Source organism: Streptomyces exfoliatus, assembly GCF_000725545.1.
In the GTDB taxonomy this organism is placed as follows: Bacteria; Actinomycetota; Actinomycetes; order Streptomycetales; family Streptomycetaceae; genus Streptomyces; species Streptomyces exfoliatus.
The window spans coordinates 362,068-378,569 of record NZ_JNZP01000015.1; the positions used below are offsets into that span (position 1 = coordinate 362,068).

Below are 16,502 nucleotides of genomic sequence, written 5' to 3' on the forward strand. Positions count from 1 at the left end.
ATCATCACCTCGCCTCCATCCTAGTTACGTACGCCGTACGTAGTGGGGTAGGGTCGCGCCATGACGACTACGTACGCTGTACTTAGTGAAGGGCTTCAGAAGCGGTACGGCGAGGTCCACGCCCTCCGCGGCCTCGACCTCGCGGTCCCCGAGGGCTCCGTCTGCGGCGTCCTCGGCCCCAACGGCGCCGGCAAGACCACCGCCGTCCGCGTCCTCACCACCCTCGTCACCCCCGACGCGGGAAGCGCGCGGGTCGCCGGACACGACGTGGTGCGCGACCCGGCGGGGGTACGGAAGCGCATCGCGGTCACCGGGCAGTACGCCTCGGTCGACGGCGACCTCACCGGCGCCGAGAACCTGCGGCTCTTCGCCCGGCTGCTGCGCGCCCCCCGCGGGCGGGCCGACGAACTCCTGGAGCGCTTCGGCCTCACCGCCGCGGCCGGACGGCCCGCCCGCACGTACTCCGGCGGCATGCGGCGCCGGCTCGACCTTGCGGCGAGCCTGCTCGTGACGCCACGGGTCCTCTTCCTCGACGAGCCCACGACCGGGCTCGACCCGCACAGCCGCAACGGGATCTGGGACGCCGTACGGGAGTTGGCGGCCCAGGGCACGACCGTACTGCTGACCACGCAGTACCTGGAGGAGGCCGACCAGCTCGCCGACGACATCGTCCTGATCGACGAGGGACGGGTCGCCGAGCGCGGCACCCCGGCCGAACTCAAGGCCCTGGTCGGCAGCTACGCCGAGGTCGTCGTGGCGGAACCGTCCGCCCTCGAAGCCGCCGCGGCCGTCCTCGACCGGCTGACCGGCTCGGCCCCCGCCCTGGACGCCGAACGCCGCACGGTGGGCGCGGTGACCACGGACACCACGCTCACCCTCCCCCGGATCGTCCGCGAGATCGACGCGGCCGGGGTTCTCATCGTCGACGCCTCGCTGCGTCCGCCCACCCTCGACGAGGTGTTCCTGCGCCTCACCGACCGGAAGGAGCTCGTCGCGTGAACGCCCTCGTCCACGACGGGACCGCCGTCCTCGGCCGCCATCTCCAGCGCGTCCGGCACGCGCCCGCGATCACCGTCATGACGCAGACGATGCCGATCGTGTTCCTGCTGTTCTTCGGGTACGTGTTCGGCAGCGCGCTCGCCATGCCCGGCGCCGAGTACCGGTCCCAGCTGGTGCCCGGCCTGCTCGTCGCGACGGCGGCGGGCGGCCTCATGACCGGCATGTTCCAGGCCGCCCAGGACGCCCACCGGGGCGTCGCGGACCGCTTCAGGACCCTGCCCGTGAGCCGGGCCGCCGTCCCCCTCGGGCAGGCGCTCGCCGACCTCGCCACCAGCGCCGTCGGCACGGTCCCGCTGGTCCTGGTCGGACTCGCGATGGGCTGGCGCGTCGAGGGGACGGCGCCGGAGGCCCTGGGCGCCCTCGGCCTGCTGCTCCTCTTCCGGTTCGCGACGACCTGGGTGGGCATCCTGCTCGGCCTGGCATCGAAGAGCGAGGAGGCGGCGGGGCAGCTCGGCAGCGCCACGTTCATGCTGCCGCTGCTGTCCAACGCCTACATCCCGACCGACGGCATGCCGGGCTGGCTGCGCACGGTCGCCGAGTGGAACCCGATCTCGGCGGTCACCACGGCGGTACGGGTCCTCTTCGGCAACGCGCCCGTACCGGCGGACGCGGCCTGGCCGGTGGCCCATCCGGTCGCCGGGGCGCTGCTCTGGTCGCTGGCCCTGATCGCCCTCTTCGCCCCGCTCGCCGTACGCCGCTACGCCCGGGGCTGACCGGGGGCGTGACCCACGTCCCGATGACAGGGAGCGGCCCCGCAGGGTAGGCAGGGCTTCCATGAGCACTCAGCCACTCCCCCTCGAAGGGGTCACGGTCGTCGCCGTCGAACAGGCCGTCGCCGCCCCCTTCGCCACCCGGCAGCTCGCCGACCTCGGCGCCCGCGTCGTCAAGATCGAGCGCCCCGACGGCGGCGACTTCGCCCGGGGGTACGACACGGCCGCCCGCGGCCTCGCCTCGCACTTCGTGTGGTGCAACCGCGGCAAGGAGTCCGTGGCGGTCGACCTCAAAGACCCGCGCGGCCTCACCCTCGTCCGCCGGATGGTGGCCGGCGCCGACGTCTTCGTACAGAACCTGGCCCAGGGCGCGGCGGCCAGACTCGGTCTCGATGCCGCCACCCTCTGCGCCGCCCACCCGTGGCTGATCGCGGTGGACGTCTCGGGGTACGGGGCGGAGGGGCCGTACGCGCACCGGCGGGCGTACGACATGCTCGTCCAGTGCGAGGCCGGCCTGGTGTCGGTGACCGGCACCCCGGAGCAGCCGGTCAAGTCCGGCATCCCGGCCGCCGACATCGCGGCCGGGATGTACGCCTTCTCGGGCGTGCTCGCCGCGCTCGTGCGGCGCGGCACGACCGGCCGGGGCGGCCCCGTGGAGGTCTCGCTGCTCGACTCGCTCGCCGAGTGGATGGGGCACCCGTTGCATCACGGGATGCATGGAGGCACGCCCCCGGCGCGTACGGGGCTCGCGCACGCGGTGATCGCGCCGTACGACGCCTACCCGACGGCGGACGGCGGCATGGTGCTGCTCTCCGTGCAGAACGACCGGGAGTGGCGGCGGCTCGCCGAACAGGTCATCGGCCGGCCGGAACTGGCCGACGCCCCGGCGTTCGCGACGAACACGGCGCGGGTGGCCGGGCGCGCGGCGACGGACGCGGTGGTCGCGGCGGCGCTGGCCCCGTTGACGGCGCCCGAGGCGCTGGCCGGGCTCGACGCGGCGGGCGTCGCCTGTGCCCGGCTCAACTCGGTCGCGGAGCTCGCGGACCATCCCCAGCTGACGGCCCGTGACCGCTGGCGGGAGGTGGACTCGCCGGTGGGGCCGCTGCGTTCACTGCTGCCGCCGATCGTGTTCCCGGACGCGCCGGAACCGCGGCCGGTCCGCATTCCGGCGCTCGGACAGGACACGGACGAGGTACTCGCCGAGCTGGGGGTACCGAAGGCGGAGGTGGAGGAACTGAGGAGCGCGGGCGTGATCGCCTGACGCCTTCGGGCGTCCGGCCCGCCGATGGACATGACTGAACGCCGGACGGGCGGGGACACGTCCGGCGGTGTCGCAGTCGGAGTCGTACGGGCTACCGGGCGGCATCGGGCGGGAACCTCGGGGTGACGCGGCCGGGCACCAGGCGTGAGCCCGGCATGACCCGAAAGACAGGCCCTAGCGGCGCGTCCCGAAGAGGGAGCGGCGCAGTCGGCGGAGCGGGGCGAAGAGCGAGACCCGCGCGCTGCGGCTGCGGTGACCGTGCACCGGCGCCTCGTGCGTACGCGTCGTCAGCTCGCGCATCAGCAGCGTCGCCTCGGCGACCTCACGCTGGGGCACGGCGGGACCGCCGAGCACCGCGAGATGACGGTCGAGCCGCGAACTGGTCGCGCTGCTCCCGCAGGTGATGGCAGGCACTCGAGGCCTGCTGCGCATTGCTATCTGTTCCATGTCACTCCCCACCCGTACAAGGGCACCCGACCCAGGGCAGGTTAACCCTATCGCCCCGCCATGACACCCGTGTATCCCGGCGGCGGGATTCACGCACGCGTACGGGGGTTGACGGTTACCGTGCGAATCCATCTGATTCCAGGGTGAGTTGGACAGGATTTCGAACACCTGCCGAACCGTCACGAACCATCCTGCACTCCGGACCCTCCTCCGCGGACACCCGGGCCGATGTGATCTCCACCACCAAGATCGTTCCCTCCGCCTCGCCGACGGACCGGAGCCGCGGGGACGCCGCTCGGCTACCGTGGATCCATGACGGTGATCGCGGGTCGTTACCGGCTTCTGGACGTCCTCGCCGAGGGGACGGCGGGCACCGTCTGGCGTGCCCTGGACGAGACGAGCGGGCACGACGTGGCCCTCAAGGAGTTCCGCGCCCCGGCCGGGCTCCCCGCGGACGAGTTGCCGCTGCTGTACGCGCGGCGCGAGCGCGAGGCGCGGGCCGCGGGCCGGATCACCCACCCCTCCGTCGTACGGGTCCTCGGGGTGGCCACCGAGGACGGTCGGCCCTGGGTCGTGACGGAGCTGGTACGCGGCCTCACCCTCGCCGAGACGCTGGAGGCCGGTCCGCTGCCGCCGCGCGAGGCCGCCCGCGTCGGCGCCGAGGTCCTCGCCGCGCTCCGGGCGGGCCGGGAGGCGGGCGCCCCGCACCGGGGAGTGGGGCCGGAGCACGTTCTCCTCGCGAACGACGGACGGGTCGTCGTGACCGGCTTCGGGGCGACCCCTGAGGATGATCCCGGGCCGGAGGCGGAGCTGCGCTCCCTGGGGGCGCTGCTGGGTGCGGCGGCCTCGTCGCCGCCGTCGGCGGACGGCCGGACGGAGGCGCTCCGCGCCGTGATCGAGGGGCTGTCGCACCAGGAGTCGTCCGGGGCTCCCGCGGACGCGGAACCCGAGCGGGCCCTGGCCGCGGAGCGAGAGCTGCGGCGGATCGCCACGGGCGGGGCGCGGCCGGTACGGAGGGAGACCTCCTCCACCCCGCCGGAGGCCGGGCCGGACCGACGGGAGGAGCCCCGCGACGACGACGGCAAGGGGAACGGCCTTCCCGGCGAAGGAAGTTCGGCCGCTCCGTCGCGCGGGACGCGGCCGCCCCGCCGGGGCCATGTCCTGCTCGCCGGCGCGCTCGGCGCGCTGCTGATCGCGGGCGCGTTGACGTATCACGCGGTACGGGACGACGAGCGTGGCCCCGGGCCCGGTCCGGGCGGTGTCACGAGCACCGCTCCGACCGGTCCCGGCGCCACGGGCTCGGGCGTCGGCGCGGCTACACCACGTTCCTGAACGAGGGCAGGTATCCGCCGGACTGGCCGGCGGCGGTCGGGTGGTAGGACTCCCCGATGTTGAGCCAGTTGACGCTGTGCAGCCAGGCGGAGCCGGAGCAGATCTCGTGTCCGGTGAAGGCCGGGACGACGCTGGAGTAGGTGTAGCCGTGGTCGGCGGCGCGCTTGGCGACGGCCGCGTTGAGGTAGTCGGAGGCGTCGTTGATGGCCCTGCGCTCGTTCTCGCTGAGGCCGGCGACGCAGCTGCCGCCCAGCTGGTAGAAGCGCGGGTAGCCGAGGACGACGACGCGGGCGGCGGGAGCCTTGGTCCTGATGGCCGTGTAGACGGAGTCGAGCTTGCCGGGCAGCGTGGTGTCCACGTAGCTCTTGGCCTGATTCACACGGCTGATGCAGGTGGACTCGGACTGCAGCACACAGGTCGTCATGACGTCGGCGAAACCGGCGTCATTTCCCCCGATCGTGACGGAGATCAGATCGGTGGCGGCGGAGAGCGGGCCGAGCTGATTGGCGGTCACATCACCCGTTCGGGCGCCCGAGCAGGCGGTGAACGCGAAGGAGGAAGGGGCGTTCGCGTTCTTCCAGAGCACCGGAAAGGCCTTCGTGGAGCGCTTGCAGTCGCCGCTCGCGCTGTCATAACTGCCTGCACCGACACCGGAGGAGTACGAGTCCCCCAGGGCCACGTAGTCGAGGGCGGCGGTTTCGGCCGCCTGGGCGGCGCCCGCCCCGGTGAGGGCGAGGACGGCACCGAGCAGGAGCGAGGACGAAAGCGCGGTGAAGCGGGACAGTCTCATGGAACCTCCCTGTAGCAGGATCTCTGCGTTACCAGGTAGTAGCATCGGATCCGCTCCACCGGAAGTGTTCATGTCAAAACTGGGGGTGAACGTCTTCCGATCCTCCGTCAGGAACCGTCGAGATTCGGCCACCACAGGAACCGGAGGATCCGGTCCCGCTCGGCGGTCGAACGCGGTCGCGACACATTCACACAACAATGCACAGAAACGTGATCCTGTCCCACCGTTCCCCGGGTTCAAACGGATTGATCGAATCCGATCGGAACGCTTGCACATCTGACCGTCGAAGCTTCGCCAAACTACGGAAAACCGGGTCACACAAGCGGGACTTGCCATACAGTCCCATTCATCAATACCGTCGTACATCTCACCCGCACCGGTCCATCACGCAAAGCGGCTCAGGGGAGGGCTCTAGCGTCGCTGATGGTCCCCGGAGCGGGGCGCGGTAGGGGGGTGCCGTGCTCGGTGTTCGAACCTGCGCCGAGGCGCGGGTACCGCGCGGCCGGATATGCCAACTCGCCGATCCCGCAAGGAGATCATCTCCGTGCGGGCGGGGCGTGAACCCCCCTTTCGAACCGGACACACCATCGGGCCGCCCAAGGGGTGGGCGGCCCACCGGACGAGAGGGAAACCAGACCCATGAGCTCGTTCCTGCGCCCGACCGCCACGGGCCGAGAATTGACCGAGCCGAGTCGAATAGCCGCCCAATACCGGGCCATCACCTCGCATCTGGCGATCACACCGCCGGTGAGTGTCGTGATTCCCGCGATGAACGAAGCCGAAAATCTTCCGTACGTCTTCAAGACGCTGCCGGAATGGATTCACGAAGTCGTTCTCGTCGACGGAAATTCCACCGACAACACGGTGGAGGTCGCCCGGGAACTCCGACCTGACGTCAAGGTCGTCAAGCAGGTCGGCAAGGGCAAGGGCGACGCCCTGATCAGCGGCTTCGCCGCCTGCACCGGTGACATCATCGTCATGGTCGACGCCGACGGATCGGCCGACGGCCAGGAGATCGTCTCCTATGTCTCCGCCCTGGTCGGCGGCGCCGACTTCGCCAAGGGCTCCCGCTTCGCCAACGGCGGTGGCACGGACGACATGACGACCATTCGCAGACTCGGCAACTGGGCCCTCTGCACCCTCGTCAACCGCAAGTTCGGCGCCCGGTACACCGACCTCTGCTACGGCTACAACGCCTTCTGGCGCCACTGCCTCGACAAGATCACCCTCGACTGCACCGGATTCGAGATCGAGACCCTGATCAACATCCGGGTCGTCAAGGCCGGCCTCAAGGTGCAGGAGGTGCCGAGCCACGAGTACAACCGCATTCACGGCGTCAGCAACCTCAACGCCGTGCGCGACGGCATCCGCGTCCTGAAGGTCATCCTCAGGGAGAAGTCCCTCGGCAGGGCGGCCCGCCGCCGGCCCGCCCCGTTCTCCGTCAACGTCCCCCGGGGAGAGGTGTCTTGAACCACCGCACGTCCCCGGACGGCTTCTCGGTGGTGATCTGCGTCTACACGGAGGAGCGGTGGGAGGACATCCTCGCCGCCGTCGACTCCGTACGGAAGCAGTCGCTGCCGCCGCTGGAGACGCTGCTCGTCGTCGACCACAACGAGCGGCTCCTCTCCCGGCTCACCGAGGAGTACGCGGAGCGGCGGCCGCCCGGACAAGGGGCGGAGGTGCGGGTGCTCGCCAACGCGGGCCCCCGCGGCCTCTCCGCCGGCCGCAACACCGGAATCGCCGCCGCCCGAGGCGAGTTCGTGGCCTTCCTCGACGACGACGCGATCGCCGAGCGGGACTGGCTCCACCACTTCGCCGCCGCCTACGACGACCCGCGCGTCATGGCCGTCGGCGGCCGGACCCTGCCCGTCTGGGCGTCCGGCCGCCGCCCGGCCTGGTTCCCCGAGGAGTTCGACTGGGTCGTCGGCTGTACGTACCGGGGCCTGCCCCCGGGTCGGGTCCCGGTGCGCAACGTGCTCGGCGGCAACGCCTCCTTCCGCCGTACCGCCTTCGACGCGGCGGGCGGCTTCGCCACCGGCATCGGGCGGGACGGCGACCGGAGGCCCCTCGGCGGCGAGGAGACCGAGCTGTGCATCCGGCTCTCCAAGGCGCTGCCCGAGGCGATCCTCCTCATCGACGACCGGGCGGTCATCCACCACAAGGTGCCCGCCGCCCGCGAGCGCTTCGGCTACTTCCGCACCCGGGTCTACGCCGAAGGGCTCTCCAAGGCGCTCGTCGCACGGAGCGTCGGGGCGCAGAAGGGCCTGGAGTCCGAACGGCGCTACTCGACACGGGTGTTGCCCGCCGGCGTCCTGCGCGGAGTCCGCGACGCGCTGCGCGGCCGCTCCGGCGGCGCCGGCCGGGCCGGGGCGATCGTGACCGGGGTGACGGTCGCCGCCGGCGGCTACGCGCTCGGCACGCTCCGGGCCAGGCGGAACGGGACGACCTTCTCGTGGGGGCCGATCCGACGGGACGGGAGCGGGGCGGTGGAAACCAGGGACGAGGACGGGTCCGGGAGCGGTGCCGCTGCCGTTCGCGGCAGTGGTTCCCGTACCGCTGAGGGAGCGGACCGATGAGCGCGACCTCCGCCGTGCCGATCCTCATGTACCACGCCGTCGGCCATGACCCCGCCCCCGCGACCCTGGGGCTCTCCGTCACCCCCGAGGCGTTCGCGGCGCAGATGGAGGTGGTCGCCGAGCGGGGGTTCACCCCGCTGACCACCGCCGCTCTCGCCACCGCCTGGCGCACCGGCGCCCCGCTGCCCGCCCGGCCGCTGCTCGTCACCTTCGACGACGGATACGAGGGCGTGCACCGGTACGCCCTGCCGGTGCTCGCCAAGCACTCCTTCGCGAGCACCGTCTTCGTCTCCACCGGCTGGCTGCCCGGCAGGCACACGACCGGCGGCGCCCTCGACACCATGCTCGACTGGGGCCAGGTACGCGAACTGGCCGACGCGGGCACCGAGATCGGCGGACACAGCCACACCCACCCGCAGCTCGACCAGCTCGACGCCGCACGGCTGCGGTTCGAGACGCTGCGCTGCCGCGAGATCGTCGGCGAGGAACTGGGGGCCGCCCCGGTGTCCTTCGCCTACCCGTACGGGTACTCCAGCCGCCGGGTCCGCCGTACGGTCCGGGAGGCCGGGTTCACGCAGGCGCTCGCCGTCGGCAACGCGCTCGCCCGACGCCGCCAGGGCCCGTACGCCCTGGAGCGGGTGACCGTCCGCAGGTCCACGGGGATCGGCGAGTTCACCCGCCTCGTGGAAGGCCGCTCCGTCGCGCGGAACTTCGCGGCGGACCGCGCCATGACGAAGGGGTACGCGCTCGCGCGCCGCGCCCGGGGCGCCGTGCGGGGCCACTGGATCTGACGTACCGCGGGACCTGCGCAGAAGGGGGACGTCCCGTCCAAAACCCGGTGCACGCCATGCCCGGTTGCCGGATCATGGGCGCCATGGCTGACACCCCAGCGGAACCGTCCGAGCCCCAGCGGTCGCTGCCCATCCGGCTCAACCTCGACGACAGCGACTCGCCGTCGGACGTCGTCGACGCGCTGTTCCTCGGCCGCTTCGCGACCGGGGAGCAGCCGCACTCGCACAGCACCACCCTGGACCGGGTCAGGCCCGAGGCGACGCTGCTCCCGGCGGGCGCCACCGTGCTTCGGGCCGCGAAGGACGACGACCGCAGCGCCCTGCTCGCCGAGGGCGAGGGCTGGACGCTGCTCGTCTCCCGCTGGAGCCGGGGCGCGGACGTCACCGTCACGGCCGCCGACGCGGAGCTCGCCGAGCGCGTCCTCAAGGAGGCGACCGACGGGGCGAAGGACGAGCCGGAACCGCAGCCGGAGAACGTGACGATGGGGTTCTGGTACGTGTCGCCCCGGCGCGGCCCGCACCGGACGACCCGGCAGATCAGCGCCGGGACGTGGGACGAGGTCCGGCCCAACTACTCGGCGCCGGTGGCCGAGGCCATGGACCGGCTGATGAAGGTGACGCCCGACTCGATCGCCGGCCGGCTCCTGCTGCTGCACGGGCCGCCGGGGACGGGCAAGACGTCCGCGCTGCGGACCCTGGCCAGGTCCTGGCGGGACTGGTGCCAGGTGGACTGCGTACTGGACCCGGAGCGGCTCTTCAACGACGTCGGCTATCTGATGGACATCGCCATCGGGGAGGACGAGGGCACGGCGAAGGGACGCTGGCGGCTGCTGCTCCTGGAGGACTGCGACGAGCTGATCAGGGGCGAGGCGAAGCACACGGCGGGGCAGGCCCTGTCGCGGCTGCTGAACCTGACGGACGGTCTGCTGGGCCAGGGCCGCAACGTGCTGGTGGGGGTCACCACCAACGAGGACCTGGAACGGCTGCATCCGGCCGTCGTCCGGCCTGGCCGCTGTCTGGCCCGGATCGAGGTGGGGCCGCTGAGCCGGGCCGAGTCGGTGGCCTGGCTCGGCCGCGAGGAGGACGTGCCGCGCGAGGGCGCGACGCTGGCGGAGCTGTTCGCCCTGCGCCGCGGCACGCCCCCGACGGGACTTCCGGAACCGCGCACGGCGGGGGCCGGCCTCTACCTGTAGCCCCCACCGGGAGCCCGTGAGGCCCGCCCCCTCGTGGAGCCCGTGAGGCGGCCCCCGCCCGGTCGTCAGCTGTCGTACGCGGCCCGCAGGGCCTCGCTCATCGCCGCCTCCGCGGCCTCCCTGCTGAGGCCGAGGCGGCGGGCCTCCTCGGCGTACTGGGCGGCGGCGGTGGCGGCCCTGCGGGTGGCGGCGTCGCCCGCCGCGGCGACGAAGGTCCCGTGCCGCCCGCGGGTCTCGATCACCCCGTCCGCCTCCAGCGCCTTGTACGCCTTGGCGACCGTGTTCGCGGCGAGGCCCAGCTGCTCCGCGAGCCCCCGCACCGTCGGCAGCTTGTACCCGACCGGCAGTCCGCCCGACCGGGCCCGCTCCGAGATCTGGGCACGCAGCTGTTCGTAGGGAGCGGTGGTGGATTCATGGTTCACGGCGATGGTGAGTGTCACGCCGCCGATTCTGCCCCCACCCCACCGGAAAATGGGAGGCGGCTGCGCCCTCCGCCCCCGTACCGTGCGGCCACATGACTGTGATCGTCCGTGACGTGACGTCCGAGGACGCCGGCGCTTTCGCCCGGGTCCGCCGGGCCGCGCTGCCCTTCATGCTCGCGACCGCCGAGCAGCTCACCTTCGACTGGGCGCACGCCCACCCCGAGAGCCATTACCGCCCGCTCGTGGCCGTGACCGAGGACGGCGGGATCATCGGGACCGCCCAGGTGGGGATCGCCCACGACGCCCCGGAACCCGGCATCGGCTACGTCAACGTGTACGTGGACCCGGCGCACTCGGGCCGCGGCGCGGGGACGCTGCTGCTGCGCGCCGCCGAGGAGCACCTCGCCGAGCGGGGTGCGCGGACGCTGTACAGCTGGGTCCTGGACGCGCCGGAGAACCGCTCCTGGGCCGAGCGCCGTGGATACGCGCCGAGCCGTTCCGCGCACTTCCTCCGCCTCGACCTGACGACGGCCGAACTGCCGCCGCTCCAGGCGCCGCCCGCCGGGGTGGAACTGCGCACGGCCGAGGACTTCGCGGCCGATCCGCGGCCGCTGTTCGAGCTGGACGCGGTGACGACGGCCGACGAGCCGGGCGACGTCGGCGCGGAGCTCGCCGACTACGCGCACTGGCTGGCGACGACCTGGGAGCATCCGCTGCTCGACCGCGCGCTGACGACGGTCGCGGTGGTGGACGGGGTTCCGGCCGCGTTCAGCGCGGCGCAGACGGACGGTCTCGGCCGGTACGCCTCGGGGATGACGGGTACGGCTCCGGCGTTCCGGGGGCGCGGTCTCGCCAAGCTCGCCAAGAACGCCTCGCTGCACCGGGCACGGGCCGCGGGCTGCACGGAGGCGTTCACCGGGAACGACGCGGGCAACGGGCCGATGCTGGCGATCAACAGGTGGTTCGGCTACGAGATCGGCGCGACGGAGGTGCGGCATGTCCGGACGATCGGTTGAGGTCACCCTGACGAAGGCGGGGCGGACGAAGATCCGCTATCCGGCGGAGGTCCTCACGGAGGACGGCGTCCGGCTCTCGGTGCGAGCCCCGTGGGCGGCCGAGGGTGTACGGGACTTCGGCTTCGTTCGGTTCGAGCCGGGCGACGTCTTCGTGGAGCACTACTGGCGCGACCGCTGGTTCACGGTCAAGGAGGTGTGGTCCGCCGACGGCGCCCTCAAGGGCTGGTACTGCGACATCACCCGGCCTGCCGTCTTCGACGGCTCCGGGGTGGTGGTCGAGGACCTGGACCTGGACCTGTGGGTGTCGGCGGACGGCAGCGAGGTGCTGCGGCTCGACGAGGACGAGTTCGCGGCGAGCGGGCTCACCGCCTCGGATCCGGAGGCGGCGGCGCGTGCCGTGGTCGCCCTCGACGAGCTGGAGGTGCTGGGCCGCGAGGGCCTGATCGAGCTGCTGGGCCGGTGAGCCTCCCGGGCCGGCGTCAGCGGAGTTCGACGGCCGACTCCTCGACCGCGAGGAAGTCGGGCGTCGGCAGTCCCGCCTCGCCGGTGGTGAGCTGCATGAGGGTGGCCTGGACCCGGGCCTTGCCCGGCTGGTAGGCGGGGTCCTTCACGACGGAGGTGTTGACCCACTCGTGGAGGTGTCCGTCGCAGACGGCCCGGGTGCCCCCGATCCCGGCGGATCGGTCGCCCTGGACGAGGGTGGAGCTGACGAAGACGGGGCCCGCGCTGTCGTCGAGGCAGCGGTACGAGCCGGTCAGGGTCACCGTGCTGTCCTCGCCGACGCTCCCGTACCCGTGGACGGAGAGGTCGTCGACCCCTCCCCCGTGGGTGGGAGGGGCGACGTCCGCGTGGGCGAGAGGGGCGAGGGCGGAGGCGAGCAGGACGCCTGTGGCGATGACGAGTCGGACGCGCATGAGCGGGGTCCCTTCGGAGTGGGGGGAAGGTACTGCCCGCCAGGGATACCGGATCCGGCCGCCACGTGTCCGAAACTCACTCCTTTGGGGGCGAGTTGGATGAACCGCGCATACCGTCGTACGGTCCGACCGTGCCCCTACCTCGTCCCGCCGCGCCGGATGATCACCTTCCTCAGCAGCGGCCAGGCGAGCAGGATGACGACGACCGCGTACACGGTGACGGAGAACGGGGTGTCGACGAGACCGGTCACCGAGCCGTCGCTGATCTGCAGGGCGCGGCGCAGCTGCTGTTCGGCGGCCGGGCCGAGGATGACGCCGATGACGGCCGGCAGCACCGGCAGGCCGTAGCGGCGCATGCCGAGCCCGACCAGGCCGATGACCAGCAGGACGACCAGGTCGAGGGCCTCCCCGCCGACCGCGTACGCGCCGACGGCGGCGAAGAAGAGGATGCCGGCGTAGAGGTACGGGCGCGGGATGCGCAGCAGCTTGGCCCAGACGGGCGCGAGCGGCAGGTTGAGCGCGAGCAGCAGCACCATGCCGACGAACAGCGAGGCGATCAGGCCCCACACCAGGTCGGGCTCCCGCTCGAAGAGGAGCGGGCCGGGCTGGATGCCGTACTGCTGGAACGCGGCCAGCATCACGGCGGCGACGGCCGTCGTGGGCAGCCCGAGGGTCAGCATCGAGACGAGTGTCCCCGCCGCGGAGGCGGAGGCCGCCGACTCCGGTCCCGCCACCCCCTCGATGGCGCCCTTGCCGAACTGCTCCTTGTGCTTCGAGAGCCGCTTCTCCGTCACGTACGAGAGGAACGTCGGGATCTCCGCGCCGCCGGCCGGGATCGCGCCGAACGGGAAGCCGATGAGGGGACCGCGCAGCCAGGACTTCCAGGTGCGCTTCACGTCGTCCCCGCCGAGCCAGGGGCGCCCGACCGGGATGGCCTCGCCCGCCGTCCGGCGCAGGTGCGCGGCGACCCAGAGGGCCTCGCCGATGGCGAAGAGACCGACCGCGACGATGACGACGTCGACGCCGTCGGCGAGCTGGAGGGAACCGAAGGTGAGGCGCTGCTGCCCGGTCATCTGGTCGAGGCCGACCAGGCCGATGGTGAGGCCGATGAGCAGGGAGGCGAGGCCCCGGATGCGGGAGGAGCCGAGGACCGAGGTCACCGCGATGAACGCGAGGACCATCAGGGCGAGGTAGTCGGGGGCGCCGATGTCGACGGCGAGCGCGGCGACCGTCGGGGCGAGGACGACGAGCAGGATCGTGCCGATCATGCCGCCGGCGAAGTGGCCGATGGCCGCCGCGGCGAGGGCCTGCGCGCCGCGGCCCGCCTTGGCCATCGGGTTGCCCTCGATGGCGGCGACGACGGCCGCGCTCTCCCCGGGGGTGTTGAGGAGGATCGAGGTGGTCGAGCCGCCGAACATGGCCCCGTAGTAGATGCCGGCGAACATGATGAACGCGCCGGTGGGTTCGAGCCCGTAGGTCACCGGGAGCAGCAGGGCGACGGCCATGGCGGGGCCGATGCCGGGCAGGACGCCGATGGCGGTGCCGAGGAGCACGCCGATCGCGGCCCACAGCAGGTTCATCGGGGTGAGGGCGGTCCCGAAGCCGTCGATGAGGGAGTTCAGGGAATCCATGGGTCAGACCACTCCCATCAGCGGGCCGCCGGGCAGCGGGACGCCGAGCAGCTTGTCGAAGACGACGTAGGTGAGGAGCGAGAGGGTGGCGGCGATCAGCGGGTCGCGGTGGAGATGGCGGCTGCCGAGGGCGTAGGCCGAGCCCCAGAAGAGGAGGGCTCCGGCGACGGGGAAGCCGACGGGGCCGATGAGGACGGCGAAGGCGAGGAAGACGCCCGCGAGGAGCAGGACCGTACGCCAGTCGGCGGGCTCGCTCAGGTCGACGTCCTCGCCGGCCTCGGCCTCGCCCCGGCCGCCACGCAGGACGTCGACGGAGAGGAGCACGGCGACGACGACCAGGCCGCACCCCACGACGAGGGGGACGGTGGCCGGGCCGACGGGGCCGCGGCCGGTGAGGTCGGCGTCGAGGGTGAGGGCGTCGGTGAGGACGAGGACACCGAGGAGGAACAGGAGGGCGCCGACGCCGAGTTCGGAGCGCTCACGCAGCCAGGTCTTCACGGTCGTCTTCACAGGCCCAGCTCCTTCAGTACGGAGCCGACGCGCCGGTCCTGCTCCGCGAGGAACGTGCCGAACTCCTCGCCGGGCAGGAAGGCGTCGTTCCAGCCGTGGGTCTTCAGCGACTCGCGCCACTGCGGGGAGTCGTGCAGTTCGGTCACCAGGGTGACGAGCTTCTCGCGCTCGGCGTCGGAGAGGCCCGGTGGGGCGACGATGCCGCGCCAGTTGGTGAACTCGGTGTCGAGGCCGGCCTCGCGGAGCGTGGGGGCGTCCAGGCCGGGGACCCGCTTCGGGCCGGTGACGGCGAGGAGGCGCAGCTGCCCCGCCTTGATCTGGTCGAGGTACTCGCCGACGCCGGAGACGCCGAAGGCGACCTTGTCGCCGAGGATGGAGGCGAGGAGCTCTCCGCCGCCGTCGAAGGGCACGTAGTTGACGTTTCTGGGGGCGATTCCGGCGGCCTGGGCCATCAGCATCGGGGCGAGGTGGTCGGGACCGCCGGGCGAGGAGCCGCCGCCGACGGGCAGCTTGCCGGGGTTCTTCTTCCAGGCGGTGAGCAGGTCCTGGATGGTCTTGTACGGGGAGTCCTTGCCGACCACGACGATGTCCTGCTCTTCGGTGAGCCGGGCGATCGGGGTGATGTCGGCGAGGGTCCTGGGCGTCTGGTTGGTGTGGACGGCGCCGACGACCCCGAGGCCCATGGACATGGCGAGACGGCCGTTGCCGCGTTCGCCGACGAGCCGGGTGAGGCCGACCGTGCCGCCCGCGCCGGGCAGGTTGAAGACCTCGATGTCGCCGGTGAGACCGGCCTCCTCGGCGTTCTTGGCCGCGGTGCGGGCGGTGATGTCGTATCCGCCGCCGGGTGTGTTGGGGACCATGAAGCGCAGGCCGGGTATCCGGGTGCCGGTGTCGGTACCGCTGCCGGGGCTGAGCAGCGGCGGACCCACAAGGACGAGCAGCGCGGCCCCGAGGAGGGCGAAGGGGGTGCGCAGACGCACGTGTGCCGCCTCTCAGGTAGGAGGGAAGGGGGATGTGAGGTGGCCCACATGTTGCCCGCGCGTTAAGAAGCTGTCTCCCTTCCGCAACCAACGGACGTTGTGGTCGTTGTGGTCGGGACCTAGCGTGGGTCGTCGTGACGAACGTGCTGGTGGTGGACGACGACTTCATGGTCGCCAAGCTGCACTGCCGCTATGTGTCGGCGGTGGCGGGCTTCTCGGTGTCCGGGGTCGCGCACAGCGGCGCCGAGGCGCTGCGGGCCGCCGAGCGGCTCCGTCCCGACCTGGTGCTGCTCGACGTCTTCCTGCCCGACATGGACGGCATCCAGGTGCTGCGGGAGCTGCGCGCGGCGGGCCTGGGCATGGACGCGCTCTTCATCACGGCGGCGCGGGACGTGGGCACGATCCGGGCGGCGCTGCGGGCGGGGGCGCTGCACTATCTGATCAAGCCGTTCAGCCAGGCGGCGCTGCACGAGCAGCTCCGCCACGTGGCCTCGCTGCGCAGCCGCCTCGACGAACTGGACGAGGCCCGCCAGGAGGACGTCGACCAGATCTTCGGCACCCGCCCGCGGGGATCCCGCGAACTCCCGAAGGGCCTGGCCGCCCACACGGCCGACCTGGTCGACTCGGTCCTCCGCGCTCACCCGGAGGGCCTCTCGGCCACGGAGTGCGCGGAGGCGGGCTCCCTGTCCCGGGTGAGCGCCCGCCGCTACCTGGAGTACTTCGCGGAGACGGGCCGGGCGGAGATCACCCTGCGGTACGGGGGCACGGGCCGCCCGGAGCGGCGCTACCGGCGACTGGGGTAGGCGGCGGCCGGAGGCCTGTTCCTCAGGCGCTTCTTACCTGTGCCTTAAAGCGGTCCTAAGAATCGGC

Annotated in this window: 18 protein-coding genes; 11 read left to right on the forward strand and 7 right to left on the reverse strand. The window is 72.4% G+C overall.

Annotated elements, in window-relative coordinates; genetic code table 11:
- Positions 1–60: 60 nt before the first annotated feature.
- The 3 genes from IO20_RS0119460 (at position 61) to IO20_RS0119470 (ending at position 3,030) form a co-directional block, all read left to right on the forward strand.
- On the forward strand, positions 61–999 hold the full coding sequence (locus tag IO20_RS0119460; RefSeq protein WP_030551515.1) for a daunorubicin resistance protein DrrA family ABC transporter ATP-binding protein: 939 nt from the start codon (positions 61–63) through the stop codon (positions 997–999).
- Positions 996–1,772 carry an ABC transporter permease gene (locus IO20_RS0119465; protein ID WP_030551513.1) on the forward strand — a complete coding sequence of 259 codons (777 nt, stop codon included), beginning with the start codon at positions 996–998 and terminating at the stop codon, positions 1,770–1,772. The genes IO20_RS0119460 and IO20_RS0119465 overlap by 4 nt, the downstream gene beginning before the upstream one ends.
- A gap of 61 nt (positions 1,773–1,833) precedes the next feature.
- Positions 1,834–3,030, forward strand: a complete 1,197-nt coding sequence (locus tag IO20_RS0119470; RefSeq protein WP_030551511.1) for a CaiB/BaiF CoA transferase family protein — start codon at positions 1,834–1,836, stop codon at positions 3,028–3,030.
- 174 nt (positions 3,031–3,204) lie between these two features.
- Here IO20_RS0119470 and IO20_RS0119475 read toward each other — a convergent pair whose 3' ends face one another.
- Positions 3,205–3,477, reverse strand: a complete 273-nt coding sequence (locus IO20_RS0119475) for a hypothetical protein (protein ID WP_030551510.1) — start codon at positions 3,475–3,477, stop codon at positions 3,205–3,207.
- A gap of 312 nt (positions 3,478–3,789) precedes the next feature.
- Here IO20_RS0119475 and IO20_RS0119480 point away from each other — a divergent pair, with 312 nt between their 5' ends.
- Positions 3,790–4,809: a protein kinase domain-containing protein gene (locus IO20_RS0119480; RefSeq protein WP_030551509.1), complete on the forward strand. Its 1,020-nt coding sequence runs from the start codon at positions 3,790–3,792 to the stop codon at positions 4,807–4,809.
- Here IO20_RS0119480 and IO20_RS0119485 read toward each other — a convergent pair.
- Complete coding sequence (locus IO20_RS0119485) at positions 4,793–5,599, reverse strand: SGNH/GDSL hydrolase family protein (protein WP_030551508.1); 807 nt, start codon at positions 5,597–5,599, stop codon at positions 4,793–4,795. The two genes, IO20_RS0119480 and IO20_RS0119485, sit on opposite strands and share 17 nt — an antisense overlap.
- Before the next feature lie 639 nt (positions 5,600–6,238).
- Here IO20_RS0119485 and IO20_RS0119490 point away from each other — a divergent pair.
- The 4 genes from IO20_RS0119490 (at position 6,239) to IO20_RS0119505 (ending at position 10,159) form a co-directional block, all read left to right on the forward strand.
- Complete coding sequence (locus IO20_RS0119490) at positions 6,239–7,069, forward strand: glycosyltransferase family 2 protein (RefSeq protein ID WP_030551507.1); 831 nt, start codon at positions 6,239–6,241, stop codon at positions 7,067–7,069.
- Entirely contained in the window at positions 7,066–8,175 is a 1,110-nt protein-coding gene (locus IO20_RS0119495) for a glycosyltransferase family 2 protein (protein ID WP_030551506.1), read from the forward strand. The genes IO20_RS0119490 and IO20_RS0119495 overlap by 4 nt, the downstream gene beginning before the upstream one ends.
- The gene (locus IO20_RS0119500; protein ID WP_030551504.1) at positions 8,172–8,966 is read left to right on the forward strand and encodes a polysaccharide deacetylase family protein; all 795 of its coding nucleotides are present in this window, start codon (positions 8,172–8,174) and stop codon (positions 8,964–8,966) included. Before IO20_RS0119495 ends, IO20_RS0119500 begins: the two co-directional genes overlap by 4 nt.
- 74 nt (positions 8,967–9,040) lie before the next feature.
- On the forward strand, positions 9,041–10,159 hold the full coding sequence (locus tag IO20_RS0119505; RefSeq protein ID WP_030551503.1) for a DUF5925 domain-containing protein: 1,119 nt from the start codon (positions 9,041–9,043) through the stop codon (positions 10,157–10,159).
- A 65-nt stretch (positions 10,160–10,224) separates the two neighbouring features.
- Here IO20_RS0119505 and IO20_RS0119510 read toward each other — a convergent pair whose 3' ends face one another.
- Positions 10,225–10,599, reverse strand: a complete 375-nt coding sequence (locus tag IO20_RS0119510; RefSeq protein WP_030221292.1) for a GntR family transcriptional regulator — start codon at positions 10,597–10,599, stop codon at positions 10,225–10,227.
- 74 nt (positions 10,600–10,673) lie between these two features.
- On the opposite strand from IO20_RS0119510, the gene IO20_RS0119515 reads away from it, so the two are divergent.
- Entirely contained in the window at positions 10,674–11,597 is a 924-nt protein-coding gene (locus tag IO20_RS0119515) for a GNAT family N-acetyltransferase (protein ID WP_030551501.1), read from the forward strand.
- On the forward strand, positions 11,578–12,060 hold the full coding sequence (locus IO20_RS0119520; protein ID WP_030551499.1) for a ribonuclease FAU-1 family protein: 483 nt from the start codon (positions 11,578–11,580) through the stop codon (positions 12,058–12,060). Before IO20_RS0119515 ends, IO20_RS0119520 begins: the two co-directional genes overlap by 20 nt.
- A gap of 16 nt (positions 12,061–12,076) precedes the next feature.
- Here IO20_RS0119520 and IO20_RS0119525 read toward each other — a convergent pair whose 3' ends face one another.
- The 4 genes from IO20_RS0119525 to IO20_RS0119540 form a co-directional block, all read right to left on the reverse strand.
- Positions 12,077–12,511 carry a DUF6299 family protein gene (locus IO20_RS0119525; RefSeq protein ID WP_030551497.1) on the reverse strand — a complete coding sequence of 145 codons (435 nt, stop codon included), beginning with the start codon at positions 12,509–12,511 and terminating at the stop codon, positions 12,077–12,079.
- Between the two features lie 137 nt (positions 12,512–12,648).
- Entirely contained in the window at positions 12,649–14,142 is a 1,494-nt protein-coding gene (locus IO20_RS0119530) for a tripartite tricarboxylate transporter permease (RefSeq protein WP_030551496.1), read from the reverse strand.
- 3 nt (positions 14,143–14,145) lie between these two features.
- The gene (locus IO20_RS0119535) at positions 14,146–14,652 is read right to left on the reverse strand and encodes a tripartite tricarboxylate transporter TctB family protein (RefSeq protein WP_030551494.1); all 507 of its coding nucleotides are present in this window, start codon (positions 14,650–14,652) and stop codon (positions 14,146–14,148) included.
- Complete coding sequence (locus IO20_RS0119540) at positions 14,649–15,632, reverse strand: Bug family tripartite tricarboxylate transporter substrate binding protein (protein WP_030551492.1); 984 nt, start codon at positions 15,630–15,632, stop codon at positions 14,649–14,651. The genes IO20_RS0119535 and IO20_RS0119540 overlap by 4 nt, the downstream gene beginning before the upstream one ends.
- 134 nt (positions 15,633–15,766) lie before the next feature.
- On the opposite strand from IO20_RS0119540, the gene IO20_RS0119545 reads away from it, so the two are divergent.
- Positions 15,767–16,435, forward strand: coding sequence for a response regulator (locus IO20_RS0119545; RefSeq protein ID WP_030221275.1), 669 nt, complete (start codon positions 15,767–15,769; stop codon positions 16,433–16,435).
- The last annotated feature ends 67 nt before the right edge of the window (positions 16,436–16,502 follow it).